The organism is Chryseobacterium sp. JUb7 (assembly GCF_024806495.1).
Lineage (GTDB): Bacteria > Bacteroidota > Bacteroidia > Flavobacteriales > Weeksellaceae > Chryseobacterium.
The window spans coordinates 36,712-51,296 of record NZ_JANUFF010000001.1; the positions used below are offsets into that span (position 1 = coordinate 36,712).

The 14,585-nt window shown below is 34.4% G+C and carries 17 protein-coding genes; 9 read left to right on the plus strand and 8 right to left on the minus strand.

The annotated features are described in order from the left end of the window. Positions 1-366 precede the first annotated feature (366 nt). The 4 genes from M2373_RS00165 to M2373_RS00180 all read left to right on the plus strand — a co-directional run bounded on the left by M2373_RS00165 (position 367) and on the right by M2373_RS00180 (position 1,651). Entirely contained in the window at positions 367-627 is a 261-nt protein-coding gene (locus M2373_RS00165; protein WP_259106258.1) for a RebB family R body protein, read from the plus strand. 78 nt (positions 628-705) lie between these two features. Beyond that, positions 706-966 (plus strand): RebB family R body protein, encoded by a 261-nt coding sequence (locus M2373_RS00170; protein ID WP_259106259.1) that lies wholly within the window; start codon positions 706-708, stop codon positions 964-966. A gap of 78 nt (positions 967-1,044) precedes the next feature. Next, positions 1,045-1,305, plus strand: coding sequence for a RebB family R body protein (locus tag M2373_RS00175; RefSeq protein WP_259106260.1), 261 nt, complete (start codon positions 1,045-1,047; stop codon positions 1,303-1,305). 85 nt (positions 1,306-1,390) lie between these two features. Beyond that, complete coding sequence (locus M2373_RS00180; protein ID WP_259106261.1) at positions 1,391-1,651, plus strand: RebB family R body protein; 261 nt, start codon at positions 1,391-1,393, stop codon at positions 1,649-1,651. A gap of 188 nt (positions 1,652-1,839) precedes the next feature. On the opposite strand, the gene M2373_RS00185 is transcribed toward M2373_RS00180, so the two are convergent. The 4 genes from M2373_RS00185 to M2373_RS00200 form a co-directional block, all read right to left on the minus strand. Then, positions 1,840-2,520, minus strand: coding sequence for a response regulator transcription factor (locus M2373_RS00185; RefSeq protein ID WP_259106262.1), 681 nt, complete (start codon positions 2,518-2,520; stop codon positions 1,840-1,842). A gap of 2 nt (positions 2,521-2,522) precedes the next feature. Next, on the minus strand, positions 2,523-3,176 hold the full coding sequence (locus M2373_RS00190; RefSeq protein WP_259106263.1) for a sensor histidine kinase: 654 nt from the start codon (positions 3,174-3,176) through the stop codon (positions 2,523-2,525). Between the two features lie 74 nt (positions 3,177-3,250). Beyond that, positions 3,251-3,895, minus strand: a complete 645-nt coding sequence (locus M2373_RS00195) for a hypothetical protein (protein WP_259106264.1) — start codon at positions 3,893-3,895, stop codon at positions 3,251-3,253. Then, complete coding sequence (locus M2373_RS00200; protein ID WP_259106265.1) at positions 3,882-4,586, minus strand: hypothetical protein; 705 nt, start codon at positions 4,584-4,586, stop codon at positions 3,882-3,884. Before M2373_RS00200 ends, M2373_RS00195 begins: the two co-directional genes overlap by 14 nt. A gap of 637 nt (positions 4,587-5,223) precedes the next feature. On the opposite strand from M2373_RS00200, the gene M2373_RS00205 reads away from it, so the two are divergent. Next, complete coding sequence (locus M2373_RS00205) at positions 5,224-6,741, plus strand: patatin-like phospholipase family protein (protein WP_259106267.1); 1,518 nt, start codon at positions 5,224-5,226, stop codon at positions 6,739-6,741. Beyond that, the gene (locus tag M2373_RS00210; RefSeq protein WP_259106269.1) at positions 6,738-7,373 is read left to right on the plus strand and encodes a hypothetical protein; all 636 of its coding nucleotides are present in this window, start codon (positions 6,738-6,740) and stop codon (positions 7,371-7,373) included. The genes M2373_RS00205 and M2373_RS00210 overlap by 4 nt, the downstream gene beginning before the upstream one ends. 75 nt (positions 7,374-7,448) lie before the next feature. Here M2373_RS00210 and M2373_RS00215 read toward each other — a convergent pair whose 3' ends face one another. Further along, positions 7,449-8,216, minus strand: a complete 768-nt coding sequence (locus M2373_RS00215) for a methyltransferase domain-containing protein (protein WP_259106271.1) — start codon at positions 8,214-8,216, stop codon at positions 7,449-7,451. A gap of 171 nt (positions 8,217-8,387) precedes the next feature. Further along, positions 8,388-8,858 carry an Lrp/AsnC family transcriptional regulator gene (locus M2373_RS00220; protein ID WP_259106273.1) on the minus strand — a complete coding sequence of 157 codons (471 nt, stop codon included), beginning with the start codon at positions 8,856-8,858 and terminating at the stop codon, positions 8,388-8,390. A 143-nt stretch (positions 8,859-9,001) separates the two neighbouring features. Here M2373_RS00220 and M2373_RS00225 point away from each other — a divergent pair, with 143 nt between their 5' ends. The 3 genes from M2373_RS00225 to M2373_RS00235 all read left to right on the plus strand — a co-directional run bounded on the left by M2373_RS00225 (position 9,002) and on the right by M2373_RS00235 (position 11,404). After that, a complete protein-coding gene (locus M2373_RS00225) occupies positions 9,002-10,390 on the plus strand; it encodes an MFS transporter (protein WP_259106275.1) in 1,389 nt (462 codons plus the stop codon). A gap of 267 nt (positions 10,391-10,657) precedes the next feature. Next, complete coding sequence (locus tag M2373_RS00230; protein ID WP_259106277.1) at positions 10,658-11,113, plus strand: metallophosphoesterase; 456 nt, start codon at positions 10,658-10,660, stop codon at positions 11,111-11,113. Positions 11,114-11,269: 156 nt separating this feature from the next. After that, positions 11,270-11,404 carry a hypothetical protein gene (locus M2373_RS00235; protein WP_259106279.1) on the plus strand — a complete coding sequence of 45 codons (135 nt, stop codon included), beginning with the start codon at positions 11,270-11,272 and terminating at the stop codon, positions 11,402-11,404. On the opposite strand, the gene M2373_RS00240 is transcribed toward M2373_RS00235, so the two are convergent. Together M2373_RS00240 and M2373_RS00245 are read right to left on the minus strand one after the other, a co-directional pair. Continuing rightward, positions 11,401-12,381, minus strand: a complete 981-nt coding sequence (locus M2373_RS00240) for a hypothetical protein (protein ID WP_259106281.1) — start codon at positions 12,379-12,381, stop codon at positions 11,401-11,403. The genes M2373_RS00235 and M2373_RS00240 overlap by 4 nt on opposite strands. 11 nt (positions 12,382-12,392) lie before the next feature. Continuing rightward, complete coding sequence (locus M2373_RS00245) at positions 12,393-14,447, minus strand: phospholipase D-like domain-containing protein (protein WP_259106283.1); 2,055 nt, start codon at positions 14,445-14,447, stop codon at positions 12,393-12,395. Positions 14,448-14,585 lie beyond the last annotated feature (138 nt).

Below are 14,585 nucleotides of genomic sequence, written 5' to 3' on the forward strand. Positions count from 1 at the left end.
ATGCTGTCAGTCTACAAAAGCAACTCTTATTACTTAGTATTACATTTCTTCAGCCCACGGAATAGAGGCTGGCAGTATAGCTACAGCAGAAATTTATTTTTAGGATATACCTAAAATCTTAACCGCATCCTTTTCTTATATCAATAAAGACGTAAACTCACGCAGATTGTACAGATTACGGTTTCAGCAATTGTATCAGGAATCACCCGTACACCGATCGAATCATCATCTATAAAAGTCTAGAACAATGCTTTTGAAATCTGTTTCATCCGCATGATCTGCTGCGAGCTTACAATACAATAAAAAACTAGTTTAATTCAAATAATTATTAACCGAGAGCGAATCTCAAAACAAACAATCACAATTATGGCAACAGTCAATGAACAAATCACAGATGCAGTAACTCAGTCTAACGTAAAAGTAGTAGGTGAGTCTCCTGCAATGGCTTTAAGCAACGTGTACCAATCAGCGGCACACTCTACAGGAATCATGTTTGAAAATGCAGTAAACACGCAAAATCAACAAAACATTTTAGGACAGGCAGCAACGACACAGGGAATTATGCAGATCTACAGCATGGATACGGTAGCAGATGCAGTTTCTATCGCTAAAATCCTTAAACCTTAATTTTTATCATTAAAAATTAATCTCTTACAACCGGAAAAACCGGTTGTTTTTAACCCCACATTAAAAAAATAATCATTTATGGCAACAGTTAACGAACAAATTACAGATGCAGTAACGCAATCCAACGTAAAAGTAGTAGGTGAATCTCCGGCAATGGCTTTAAGTAACGTGTATCAGACAGCAGCACATTCTACAGGAATTATGTTTGAAAATGCAGTGAATACACAAAACCAGCAAAATCTTGTAACTCAGGCAGCCACTACGCAAGGGGTTACGCAGATTTACAGCAAAGACACCATCGCAGATGCTATTTCTATTGCTAAAATCCTGAATCCTTAAACTTGTCTGTTAATAATAGATAAAAAAATGTACAGCCGGATAAACCGGTTGTTTTAAACCCAATAAACAATAATCATTATGGCAACAGTAAACCAACAAATCACAGACGCAGTTACCCAGACTAATGTAAAAGTGGTAGCAGAATCTCCGGCAGTAGCTCTGAGCAATGTGTACCAGACAGCTGCACATTCTACAGGAATCATGTTTGAAAATGCAGTGAATACGCAAAATCAGCAGAATATTGTAACGCAGGCAGCTACCACTCAGGGAATTACTCAGATCTATAGCTTAGATACGGTAGCGGATGCAGTTTCGATTTCTAAAATTCTGAATCCTTAAGAAACTTTCTGCTAATACCAGAAAAAAATAAACTTTACAGTCGGATCATCCGGTTGTTTTTAAATCCAAATAAACAATAATCATTATGGCAACAGTAAACGAACAAATTACAGACGCAGTTACCCAATCCAACGTAAAGGTGGTAGCAGAATCTCCGGCAATGGCTTTAAGCAACGTGTATCAGACCGCTGCACATTCTACAGGAATTATGTTTGAAAATGCAGTGAATACGCAAAACCAACAGAATATTTTAGGTCAGGCAGCCACGACTCAGGGCGTGATCCAAATCTATAGCCTGGATACCGTAGCAGATGCTGTTTCTATCGCTAAGATATTAAATCCTTAATTTATATAGCGTGTTTTTAGATTTTACGTCAGGGAGTGCTTTATGTACTCTCTGATTTTATGGTTTCATGAGTCACGGAGAAGAGAAGGGAGGTCAGGAAGCGGGAGGCTGGAGGTTAGTCTGAAAATCAATATAGATTGTCCAAGTATGAACTTCCGGGCTCTCTCCTCCAGCTTCCAACCAACTAACTACTTATCAAACAAAATGATTTCATTGGGATCTACAATATTGTTCTGTACTGCATAGATCACCAATCCGGCCATATTTTTAACACAGGTTTTAATCATCAGATTTGTTTTATGGGTTTCAACGGTTTTGGGAGAAATAAAAAGGCTGTCAGCAATCTCTTTTGTGCTTTGCTGCTGGCAAACCAACCGTAAAACATCAACTTCCCTTTCGGTAAGTTCATCTTTAGAAAAAGCATGAAACTCGGGGAGTTTATTAGACAGCTGACCTCTCATTACATCAATCTGCTCGTTGGAAAAATAATGTCCTTTATGATAAACCGAATCGATAACGTGCAGTAGTTCTTCAAGTTCAATTTCTTTGGGTAAAAAGGCATGAGCTCCCATTTTCAGCATCTGCCCCATAAAACTGCGGCGGTAAAAACTTGAAAGAACAACGATTTTTATTTCAGATTCTTTCTGAGATAAAGCGGACATCACTTCAAGCCCGTCACCATTGGCCATCCGAAGATCGAGAATAAGAATGTCTATAGAATGATGATCTATTTCACTCATAAAAGCATTTCCGCTTGTTGCCATCAAACTGACATGATACCGATCGTCCTGCTCGATGTATTTTTTTAATAATTGTACAAAAAGTAAGTCGTCATCTGCAATGGCGATATTAAGTTTTCTGTTTTCCATGTTTATAGTGTTATGGTATTGACAAAGAAGATGTATTTTGTTCCTCTCTGTGGTTTGGTTTTTAGTTTATAAATAGCGTTAATTTGTTTTGTTCTTGACTGAATACTTCGTAAACCAATTCCCGCCGGCTGAGTTCCGGTTTTAAAGCCTTTGCCGTTATCTTCAACAATTAAACTGAGATACTGCTTTGAGATCCTTACCGATACGGTGATCTTTGTAGCATTGGCATGTTTTAAACTGTTGTTGATCAGTTCCTGAAGTATCCGGAAAATATTTAATTTTGTTTGATTATTGATGGTGTATTCTTTTAAAATCAGTGAATAATAATCGACCTTAATATTAGTTTTCACCTGCTCAAGATAATCTGCAATCAGGTCTGATAATTCAATTTCGCTGAGATCGGGAGGTGTCAGATTATGAGAGAGTTCCCGGATAAGCTGCATCGAATTTTTTAAGTCCAGATTCAGTTCATTCATATTTTTGTGTTGCGCATTCAGACGGATAAGGTTAAGCCGCGATATGATATTGTCATGAAGTTCTTCAGCCAGTCTTTCCCTGTCTTTTTCCTGTAGGAAGATGGTGTTTTCCCAACATTCTGTCTGCGTATTCCGGACCATCTGCATGACTTTATGTTTATTTTTTCTGATACTTTTCATATAACTGATCACCAGTAGGGTTATGAATAAGGTGGTTAAAAAAAATAGTCCGATACCTATCCATATCCATACAATTACCACACTTTCATTTTCCCCGTGCGGCATCCCAGGTTAATAAAAGCAACATAAAAAGACCACAGCAGTACGCCTCTAAAAAGCCAGACAGGCGCTACCCATTCCAGATGATTATTAATTAAAAAATTAAAAGTCGTTGAAATAATACTTTCTATTGAGAAAAATAAAAAGATAAAAACATTTAAAATAAAAAGAGTTTTATCTGCTTTTGTATTTCTGATCACATTAAGAAAGTAAACTCCTGCAAAACTGCAGATCAAAATATTGGTAATAATGTTTGAATAAAAGGTAACCGATTCTATATCCTGCTGATAAATGATATTAATTGTTAGTGATACTCCGGCAAAGAGATAAATAATCCATCGTGCTGCGCGGGAAATTTTAAAAAAATATTTATTATAAATTTCCGTAATCATCAAAAGACCAAAACACTGGCTTATGGAATAAATGTAAAAATTAACGGTGTTGATCTTCAGAAGGCGAAAGATGAGATCTGAAAATTCCAGCGCCAATTCGCCCAAAAGGAATAATAGCAACAGCGTTTTTACTTGTTTTCTGTGTTTCAGAAACAATCCAAATCCGATAAGCAGTGTAAAATTGATGGTAAACTGTAAATAAAATGACAGCTCGTTATACGTAGGCATCACTTTTCAGCAATAGTTGATAATTGTCAACAGGATCATTGGCACTAAATGGAGGCCTTGGAGTGGAATAGTTTTCCGCAGTAAGACTTATGGTATCGATGCCGATATTTTTCACGGTAATGATTTCAATGTGATAATCGGCTATTGAAGAATCTTTCAGTGTTTCATTCGTAAGCCCGAAGAAGCAGGTGCATGATTCGTCATCGGTAAGATTCATTCGCTCATAATCGTCAAAAGGAATAGAAATAAGTCGGAAAGGTTCTGATTTTTGAGTCTCCAGCCATGCGCTTCCGTACATATTGAAGCGAAAATTACGATAAACAGCAGCTTCGGAAGTAATCGGAGGATTTGAGATCAGCTCAGAAGACGGCATTAGAGGGTTTTCCGGAGAGCTACGATTAAACTGTTTGATAATAACAGTACTAAAATCTGCATCTGCATCACTTTTAGCATCAATTAGGAAAAATTTCAGCTGATCCTCATCAATGCCAAGATAAGCATGGATCGTCTTTTCTGACTCATTTTCAAGGTTTTTTTTCCATTCTGCAATATTCTTTCCTTCAACAGAAAAGTGGGAGCCTTGGTTCAGATATCTCATGATCTCTTTTCCGCTTTTTTCATTTCCGTTTTTGTAAGAATCGCTTAAGGTTTTCCAGTTTTTAATAGATTGGTAAATGGTGTCAATTAGCATGGTATTGTTTGTTTGTGAAGGGTAAAAAATTTTGTGTTGAAATTTACAAAAAAAAGCGTTTATATTGGTGGTTAAATCACGTTTGAGTGGGAATTTGAAAATGTTTATTATAAATTAATAATAAGAATGCAAATTATGATATAAAGTGTATTTTTCTTAAATGTACAGAGGTCGTAAAATATTTACACATTTCAGGTGATTATATTTGATATTGAAGAAAGGAAACAACGCGAGTGTTTTTTATGTTCTGAGCTAAGACTTTAAGTAATAATGTCTATCGAAAAATAATTTAACGAACTAAGGGTTTAGTTACCAGAATTTTAATAAAATTAATATAAAATATTTCTTTTATTTATTATCTTTATAAAAACTAAAACACTATGGAAACCAGAAACTTAATTGCAAATCTATTTGCAGTAGATTTTACCTGTTTATTAATTTATAGCAACTTTTTGTTGAGCTGTAAAAGAATTCCCAAAGATTTTTCAACTTGATATAAAATTTCTAATCTGGAGATTTTAAAGAATGTTAATGCTATATAATAGCAAATCAATACTCTGAAATTTTGGAATATTGATCGAGTACTTAAATAAAATTGTAAAATGATTTTAATGACATTTCTATTAAGTTGATAATTATGGAAAATTATAAAAAAAAGGAAATTAATAAAAGCTTTGAAAAGATCATCAGAAAGTATGGTCATTTAAAAGCATCGGAGAAAGATAAAAAAACGATCACTGACAGACTTGAGTACCTCAAGAAAAATGGGAAATTTTCGGATGTCACATCTGATGATCCAAATGAAGCAAAAACAAAATTGCAATGGATAGACTTTGTTCAGCAGGGTGGAGGAACATTAGGGATCTCTCTGGTAGGATATACCTTCGTACTGGAATATGTCGGAATACGTTTTTTGAGATTGGCTGGAACCAGTGCTGGGGCTATCAATACGCTTTTCTTAGCGGCTATTGGAGAAAAAGATGATCCCAAAACTCCGGAATTATTTGATATGATGGACGATGTGAGCAGATTTAATATGAAGAGTTTTATTGATACAAAAAATAAGCTGATCAGACAAATGATTTTTAAAGGAAAAGGATTGATAATGAATTTTTTAGGAATTTCGCTTGTTTTACTGCTGCTTGTGCTGTTTCCGTTGCCGGTAATAGGTTATATCGGTGTTGAAGGAAAAGTTGTTTATGTAATCTTTATGATTATTTTCATAGTTTGGATAGGTTACATATATTATCTCTTAACAAGTTTTGGAAAAAATAATTTCGGAATCAGCCCTGGAAACGCTTTTGAATCATTTCTTGAAAAAGAGCTCAGGGATTTTGGCGTGGAAAATCAGAAAAATCTTGATGACAAAGCAAAATTATGCTTTAAGTTCAAAGTAGAAGGCGATCATGCTATAGGTATTGAAATTATAGATGGTCAGACAAAAAATAATAGATCCATTATCTTAAAACTTGACTTGAAAAATAATAAGTTTGATGAAGCTTATCAGTGGCTTAAAGTTGATTATTCTTTTGTAACAACAGACATGTACAATGAGTGTAAGATTGTACTGCCCAGAGAAGCCAATCTGTATTTTGAAAATTCTTCGACACAGAATCCTGCGCAATATGTAAGAGCTTCTATGGCAATTCCTTTTTTCTTTAAGCCTAAAATTTTTAAAACCTATAAGGAGAAAGTAAAAGACAACTACCTCTGGGAATCATGGAAAGGAATAAATATTCAGCGTGTAAAAACGTATGGTGTTTGTATTGATGGGGGATCGTTATCAAATTTTCCTATTAATCTTTTTCACAATTCTAAAATTGAAGTGCCGAGAGTTCCCATATTTGGAGCGAGAATCGTAGATGAAAAACCCATTAACAGAGAGGAAAGAATAATGTCTTTCGGAAGTTTCCTTAAGAAAATAATAAATACACTCCGAAGTAATGAGGACAACTCTTTTTTAGCAATTAATCCATTTTATAAAAAGTATTGTATTGCGGAAATAAAAACTTATGATACCCAAGTTAGCTGGCTGAATTTTGATTTAACACAGAAACAAAAAGATGCACTTTTTATAGAAGGTGTTGAAGAAGCTTTATGCTTCCTTGAAAAATTTGACTGGGAAAATTATAAACTTGAAAGAAAAAAAGTATGATACAGCGCGTACTCAAAGATTTAGGGCTTTTCATGGCAACAGCCTTATGGGGAATAATGACTTATTTACAAATTTCGAAATATCTGGAAGTTCTTAAAAGTGGAAATTGTTTTACTTATCATCCTTTGCAAGATTGGTGTAAGGTTTGCAAATTCGAAATTGATACTTTAAAATATGATAATTTCTTTATCTTTTTTTTCGGGATGTTTTTGATTTGTTATGTGATTACTTTAATGAGTATTCTTGTTACACCGGACCGAACATCAAAAATAAAGGAACAGACTAAAAAAAATATTAAAATATTCTTATGGATGCTTCTTGTTTTTTCAGTTTTGTATATGATCTCCGATGGCTATGAAAATAGCCTGTCGTGCAGAAAATTGATTGAAAAAGGTGGCGATTTTAATTATTTAAGTCAATTAAAAACAATAAAATGGGTATCGGCTTTATTTGTATTGTTTGCGTGTTTATATATCGACTGGATATATTTTAAGAATTATAAGAACATTGGCTTTAGGCTAAGTATACTTCTGATTTTAATATTTATTGTTGTTATCGGATTAGATATCTATCATTATTTTACAGAAGGAAGCTTTCGGTTAAAAGAATTGGTTGATCGGGTCTTTATGTAAATGTTTTTTAGCTGATTAATATTGATAATACAGTGTGTTTTAATAAAAAATGGCGGCTTAACTGAGCCGCTATTTCTATTTTTTCCTTCCATACATCAAAATCCTTTTAAAAGAATAAATAGCTGGGAGCTTGGTGAAGTTTTTCGCAATTCGTTGTTTGAATTCTTTTGTGAAAAGCTGTTGCTGCTCATCATTCAATTTTTCCAGATAAGGAATCAAAGCCGATCCTGATATAAAATTGAATAGTGTCTCATGATCTTCGGCAATAATAGGATATACTTTTTGCGAGAGATTAAGATCTTCGATTCCATTTTCAAATAAAATCTGTGCATATTCATCAATGGAGAGGACTGCAGATGGGCGGTTCCAGCTATTGAGCTGAGTTTTGAAAGGCTCTTCGTTGGCCAGCTCGAATAATATTTGATTCAGGATATTCCCCGGCTGGTAAGGCATTTGAATAGCCAGCTGACCGCCGGTTTCCAACCTCGAAATCAAAGTGGGGAAAAGTTTTTGATGATCATCAGACCATTGGAGTGCAGCATTGCTGAAAATAAGATCCCATTTTTCGTCGCTGTCCAATACCTCTTCGGTAGTTGCCTGTCGGAAATGAAGGCGGTCATTTTCAAGACCTTTTGATTTTTCAAGCATTTCAGCAGAAGAATCAATGCCTACCCATGTTGCGTCAGGAAATTTTTCGGCAAGAATAGCTGTTTGCTCACCGGTTCCACATCCCAGATCGATGGCTTTCATCTGTGGTTTATTCCGGATCAGATCGGCAAGATCAAAAAAAGGTTTGAAGCGTATATTTTTAAATTGATTATAAATATCGGGATTCCAAGGCATAATTTGTAAGTTTAATGATAGTTCAAGTTAACCTTTTTTAGCATTAAAATAATAACTGAAGTATTAAAAAAGCCTTAAAAATTATACATTTTTCATTCGGAATTTAGAATATCTGTTCAGTTTATCTTATAAATCAGGATGAGAAAATTTAGATTATACTACAATAGAAAATCAAAGAATTTGCGGACTTTCCTTGATGCTATTCATGACGAAAATACTTTTTGTCTGTCCGATTCCTTCAATTTCGGATAGTTTATTGACAAAAAATTCATGAAATTCATCCATATTGGGAGCCAGAATCTTCAGCATGAAATCAAAATCACCACTGATATTATAAAATTCCACGACTTCTTTCAGCTTGCTCACTTCTTCAATAAACTGTCCTGCCATTTTTTTATTATGAGCATTCAGTGCAATCATACAAATGACCATCATCCCTTTATTCACTTTTTTGCGGTCTACAACAGTTGTGTATTCTTTAATGATTCCAAGTTTTTCCATACGTTTGATACGCTCATGAGTAGGTGTGGGGCTCAGATTAATTCTGTTGGCAATATCACGGACGCTTAGTTTGGCATCTTTCTGCAAAATTCTCAGGATTGATAGGTCTTTTTCGTCAGGACTGTAATTTTCTGTTGCCATTTGTTCTGTTTTTAGGAAGTAAGTATTGCTTAAAAGAATATTTGTTCTTTTAAAGAGGTTTAAAATGTAAATATGTTCCAAATTTACCACTTAATTTTTATAAATGTTCTATTAAATATAATTTTGCAGGAAATTTGAATATTATGGACGCAAGGAAAAATTTGATATTAATTTTAGCATCGGTGGGAACTTTTGTAGAGGCTTTGGATATTGCCATTATTAATTTAACGATTCCTGCTATTCAGAAACAGTTTGGTATTGGAGCTGAGATGGTTCAGTGGCTTCAGACCTTATATGTATTATTTTTCGGTGGTTTTTTAATTATCGGAGGGAAACTTTCGGATCAGATCGGAAGAAAGAAAATATTTTTGATAGGAGGGTTAATTTTCATGCTGACATCCTTAGGAGCCGGATTATCTGCAAGTTTTGAAACTTTAGCTATTTTCAGAGCGCTTCAAGGGTTGGGGGCTGCCTTTATCATGCCTTCGGCAATGTCTATTGTGACCAATACCTTCAAAGAAGACCAGGAGCGTAACCGTGCGATTGGAATTTTCAGTTCTTTTGCTGCCATCGGATCGGGTAGTGGTTTGTCTATCGGCGGTATCATCAGTACTTATCTGAGTTGGCATTGGGTCTTTCTGATCAATGTTCCTATTTTATTAGTTACCCTGATTCTTGCCTATCAGTATCTCCCAAAAGATGAAAAAGCAGGAAATACTCAAAAAACAGATATATTTTCAGGCATATTATTGGTGGTAGGACTGTTGAGCTTAACCTATGGGACGCATGAACTCATCCATATCAAAGAACAGCCGTTTATGATTGCAGGCTCTCTGGTACTGGCAATTGTATTGTTATTAATGGTATTTTACCGGTTGAAATCAATTTCTGAACCCTTAATTGATCTGAAATTATTCAGATACAAATCACTGGTGATCGCGAATATCGCATTTGTAGCATTAGGTGCATTTTTCATCGGATTTTTATTTTTAATCTCATTAATGTTGCAGAAAGATATGAATCACAGTGCAGCTTCAGCGGGGTTAATGTTGGTTCCTTTCAGTGTAATGTCGGCTTTGGTGGCCAAATTTATACTCCCTCACGTTTCCAAAAGATTAAATTCTTCGCAGATGGGCGTTTTTGGATGGCTATTTATGCTGACAGGTGCTTTGACATTACTGATCTCGGTTTATACGGGACATCCGCTGACGGTTGTTTTATTGGGGGCAGCCTGTATTTCAGGAATCGGAATGACTTTCTGTTTTACTGCTCTGTCGGTTTTAGGAATTCAGGATGCTGATCCTTCAAGTTACGGCGTGGCTTCAAGCTTAAGTTCTACAAGTTATTTCTTAGGAGCAGGAATAGGTTTGTCATTCATGACCTTGATGAGCCAGATTTTTCCGTCAAAATATGCGGTAGGAGAACTGAGTGTTATGATTTTAGTAGCTTATGCAGTATTGGCGCTGGGAATGTTGTTGTATTTTATATTTAAAAGCATAAAAGTGAAAAAAGCAGTTATAGCGGTTTCTTAAGATGGAGTAACAGTGAGCCTGGCGACGCTTTTATTTGAAGCTTTTTCCTGCTCTTTGCACTCGCTATTTTTGTGGTTTCTGCGGGCCAAAGGCCCGCAGAAACCACAAAAATGAGCTCAGACAAATGCGACGATCAGGGCTAGGATAAAGTTATCTTTTCAATCGCTGTCAGTAAACTTCTAACCTTGATCTTCCAGCCATCTGAAAAATTAAAACTATATAAAAGAAAGGATCGGTATTATGCTGATTCTTTTTTATTTTAGCAGCATGAAAATTCAAATCATCAGCGATCTGCATCAGGAATTCGGACTGACAGATCTCTCTTTTGATCATGCAGATGTGGTTGTACTGGCTGGAGATGTCAATCTCGGAACAAAAGGTATTGAATGGATTAAAACTAAAATCCCGGATAAACCTGTTATCTATGTTCTTGGAAATCATGAGTATTATAAAGGCTCATATCCGAAGACTTTAAACAAAATAAAAGATGCTGCGCAAAATTCTAATGTGTTTGTGCTTGAAAATTCTTTTGTCGATATTGATGGGATACGTTTTCACGGAACTACATTATGGACAGATTTTTCCCTTTTTGGAAACCCTATGCATTATGGCTTTATCTGTCAAAATGGGATGAATGATTATAAACAGATCAGAAGAGATCCGTCGTATTCTAAAATGAGATCGGTTGATATATTTAAAATACACCAGCTTTCAAAGGTATGACTTACGGAAAGTCTTGAAAGCTCGGAAGGTCTGAAAAATATAGTCGTTACCCATCACGCACCGAGCATCCGGTCTGTTCCGGAGCAGTATAAAGAAGATCCGCTTACCTCAGCCTATGCGTCAGATTTTGAAGATTTTATTATAAAGCAAAAACCATTGTACTGGATTCACGGACATATTCACACACCTTGCAGATACAGAATTGGCGAAACAGAAATTATCTGCAATCCTCACGGCTATATCGATGAAAAATACAATGGTTATGATAAAGAATTGATTATAGAAGTTTAGTTGTTGCTGATTTCGATCATGAATTTTTTTACGGCATCATAGGCATCAGTTCTTTTGGAAAAGGCTGGATATATTTCTACATGAGCCGCTCCAGAGCTTTTCAGCCACTGGGTCCATATAATTTTCATGATTTCAAAATCTGTAGGCTGTACCGTTGTTGAACCGTTCTTATCAAGTGATCTGTCAACCATTTCTAAGACCAGAACATTCACATTTTTCAAATTATTACTGGTTTTTTTAATTAGATATTCCGGTTTTGATTGAATAAATTTTTCAAGATCTACCGATTTACTATTGATAAATTCCTGTCGTATTTTTTTTATAGACTGTTGATCAAAAGTATATCCGGCACTGTTGTTAGCACTTTCTATATAGCCATCTGTGAAAAGAACCACTACATTTTTGGTGTTCTTGATGATGCTGTTTTTTCCATTAGAAATAGTTATACTGGGCTCATTAATTAGAGAAGGAGTTATTGTTTGATTGAGATAATTCCATACATCTGATCCTGCGGGGTTTTTAAGAGAATAAGTGTAAATTTTTGATATATTTTTTTTAAAAATGGAAATAGCTGGTTTTAAATGATGTCTTTTAAAATTAGAAGCATCTCTTATTTTTCCTTTAAATTCTCTGAAATTGATTTGAAGATTTTTGGCATCAGCTACTTGGGAATTATTAAGAACTCCACGATTAATAAAATCAAATTTATAACTATCCAACTGATTCATTCGCCTGTTATTAACGGTAAGAAAATTTCCGATACTATCAATGACTGTATTTAGCAAAAGGGTATCGTGTATAGGTTTTGGATGGATATCAGGATTGATTCTGTTGGACAAATCCGGTACTAATAATACATTAAAGTCATATGTTTTTGAAACTTTATTGACAATCTCGTTACAGTCTTCTTTTTTGCAACAAATTGTATTCAAGGAAATTATAATGATATATAATAAAAAATAAAATATGTTTTTCATGATTTATAAAATTAATTTTGTGCAAATTCAGAATTAAAACTTTTTTGAATATTGGTTATACTCAGCCAGTTTTCACATTCTCTGATGGCTTCTGTAGTCTTAGCTTCTGCTTTGTGTATTGCATAGATTTCAAATAAATATTTACTCCAGCCTTCCATGAAAATATTCACCCTATTTTTCATTTCAGCTTTTGATACAGGAAGTTTATCATTATCTACCTGACTTTGATAAATATGGGCCAGATTTTCTACTTTTTCTGTAAAGGATAATAAAAGCTGTTTGAGATTATTGATTTTTGTATTTGCCTGTATCGGAAGCTCTTGTAATTGTTTGATGAGGGCGATGTTTTGTTTTTCTAAAGAGGCTATTTCACTATTTATTCTACCATTTTCTTCTTTTAACTCATTAATTTGGGTCTGATGGACAAGCATTTCTTCTTCATATTTACTCACAATGAATTTTGTCTTTTCCTGATGATGAGTTTGTGTTCTTTTTTGATAAGAATGATATAATTTGTCCATGACAAGACCAAACAAATACACGCCTAAAGTTCCAAGTATAAAAACTAACCAAAAGTTTTCTGTTACAATAATATCTTTAAAGCCAATTATTTCATTGGTTTGATTCATCATATAGTCAATATAATTAATGTTTTTGGCAACTCTGTATGCAATAAAACAGTCAACAACAAAAATTAAAAAATAACCTCCATAATTATTATAAAATTTAATGAATTTTGAATTTTGATTAGTTTTAATATCATTAGACTCATCTTTATTTGAAGTAATAATTTTCATAATGCCCAGCCCCAAAGGAATACAGACAAAGAGAAAAAGAAATAAAATTCCTCCTATTCCTTTACTCCATATTTTTGATATGGCTTCAGGATCAAAAACTTCAGGAGTTTCAGGTTTTATATTTGCATCAATAGCAGCTAAGGTTTCGTTTTTGGAAAATATAAAAATGTAGGCAACAGAGGAGTAAAATACAAAGATGTAGAAAAGTAACATTGTAAACATAAAAAGTAATATTGCTGTCAACGGCCAGTTCACAGGAGGTTTTACAAAATCTACTTTAAGCTCATTGATCTTCTTTAATAAAGAATCAATCTTATCTTGTATAAACGGAATTTTAATCGAGTTGGTAGACTCAGCAATCTGTTTTTTCTCTTCAATATTCTTTTCGTTTTGCTGAATATTCTTTTCAGTATTTTGAAGGTCTGCTGTAAGGTTATAGTTCAGGGAGTCAATTTCGTTCTGCGTTTTCATTTCTACATTTCCGATGCTTACTTTCAGCTGTTCTTCGATTCTGTTTTTAAGTCTCGTTTTCTTTTCGGCAATCACTTCGATTTCGTTAATGAAATTCGAATAGAGACTGTCCATTGCCTGAGGAAGCACCTGATGATCACCCTGATTTTCAAAGGCCCTCTGATAAGCATTGTCTTTTAACAGATTTTTATCAAAAGAACCTACTTCAGTAGCAATGATATTATCAAGCACATCTTTAAAATCTTTTAACGACTGTTCCTGAAAATTAAGGGGCTTTGTTTCTGCTTCATTTTTCTCAGTGATGATCGGGCTTACAAAAGCTTTTTCGTCTCTTTCAATTTCCTCAAGACTGTATCCGTTGTTGAGTTTTTCTACACGATCTTTTATTTTAAAAAAACTATCGGTCAGTTCATTTACGGTTTTAGGGAAATTGGTTACCAATACCTGTTCATGGTTGTTTTTTGCATTATTAGACCAGTTGTAGGAGCCGGAAATCGCAATGGTACGGTCGATAACACAGAATTTAAGGTTCATCATCCCGTAACCGACATTTTTTATGCGGGTAAAGTTCAGCCCCTGATTAACCAATACATCAAAGTCTAGTTTTTCATTGTCAGGCTGATCGGATAAGATTAATGAAACCTTTACGTTTTCAGAAAGCTTCTCCTGAATAATGCTATACAATTCGTGATTGGTAAACCAGGCCATGGCAATTAATATTTCTGACCTGGCGTTCTTCAGTTCCGATTTAATTCTTTCCAGAATTTCATCAGTATTCGAAATGGAATCTTGAATCATGCTGTTCATAATTATGGTTATAAAGTTTTATAATGAAAAGTTTTCTATGGTTTAGTTTGTATCGTGATTTTTATTTCACGTTTCAAAAGTAGAAATACTAAAAATGTGTTCTTTACGGTTTCCCGTAAATGAAAAAAG

Excerpts from the sequence above, each read along its gene's own strand:
- M2373_RS00190 (WP_259106263.1), bottom strand. The coding sequence starts at position 3,176 with ATGAAAAGTATCAGAAAAAATAAACATAAAGTCATGCAGATGGTCCGG.
- M2373_RS00195 (WP_259106264.1), bottom strand. The coding sequence starts at position 3,895 with ATGCCTACGTATAACGAGCTGTCATTTTATTTACAGTTTACCATCAAT.
- M2373_RS00185 (WP_259106262.1), bottom strand. The coding sequence starts at position 2,520 with ATGGAAAACAGAAAACTTAATATCGCCATTGCAGATGACGACTTACTT.
- M2373_RS00215 (WP_259106271.1), bottom strand. The coding sequence starts at position 8,216 with ATGCCTTGGAATCCCGATATTTATAATCAATTTAAAAATATACGCTTC.
- M2373_RS00170 (WP_259106259.1), top strand. The coding sequence starts at position 706 with ATGGCAACAGTTAACGAACAAATTACAGATGCAGTAACGCAATCCAAC.
- M2373_RS00245 (WP_259106283.1), bottom strand. The coding sequence starts at position 14,447 with ATGATTCAAGATTCCATTTCGAATACTGATGAAATTCTGGAAAGAATT.
- M2373_RS00230 (WP_259106277.1), top strand. The coding sequence starts at position 10,658 with ATGAAAATTCAAATCATCAGCGATCTGCATCAGGAATTCGGACTGACA.
- M2373_RS00210 (WP_259106269.1), top strand. The coding sequence starts at position 6,738 with ATGATACAGCGCGTACTCAAAGATTTAGGGCTTTTCATGGCAACAGCC.
- M2373_RS00180 (WP_259106261.1), top strand. The coding sequence starts at position 1,391 with ATGGCAACAGTAAACGAACAAATTACAGACGCAGTTACCCAATCCAAC.
- M2373_RS00200 (WP_259106265.1), bottom strand. The coding sequence starts at position 4,586 with ATGCTAATTGACACCATTTACCAATCTATTAAAAACTGGAAAACCTTA.
- M2373_RS00165 (WP_259106258.1), top strand. The coding sequence starts at position 367 with ATGGCAACAGTCAATGAACAAATCACAGATGCAGTAACTCAGTCTAAC.
- M2373_RS00205 (WP_259106267.1), top strand. The coding sequence starts at position 5,224 with ATGGAAAATTATAAAAAAAAGGAAATTAATAAAAGCTTTGAAAAGATC.
- M2373_RS00240 (WP_259106281.1), bottom strand. The coding sequence starts at position 12,381 with ATGAAAAACATATTTTATTTTTTATTATATATCATTATAATTTCCTTG.
- M2373_RS00225 (WP_259106275.1), top strand. The coding sequence starts at position 9,002 with ATGGACGCAAGGAAAAATTTGATATTAATTTTAGCATCGGTGGGAACT.
- M2373_RS00220 (WP_259106273.1), bottom strand. The coding sequence starts at position 8,858 with ATGGCAACAGAAAATTACAGTCCTGACGAAAAAGACCTATCAATCCTG.
- M2373_RS00175 (WP_259106260.1), top strand. The coding sequence starts at position 1,045 with ATGGCAACAGTAAACCAACAAATCACAGACGCAGTTACCCAGACTAAT.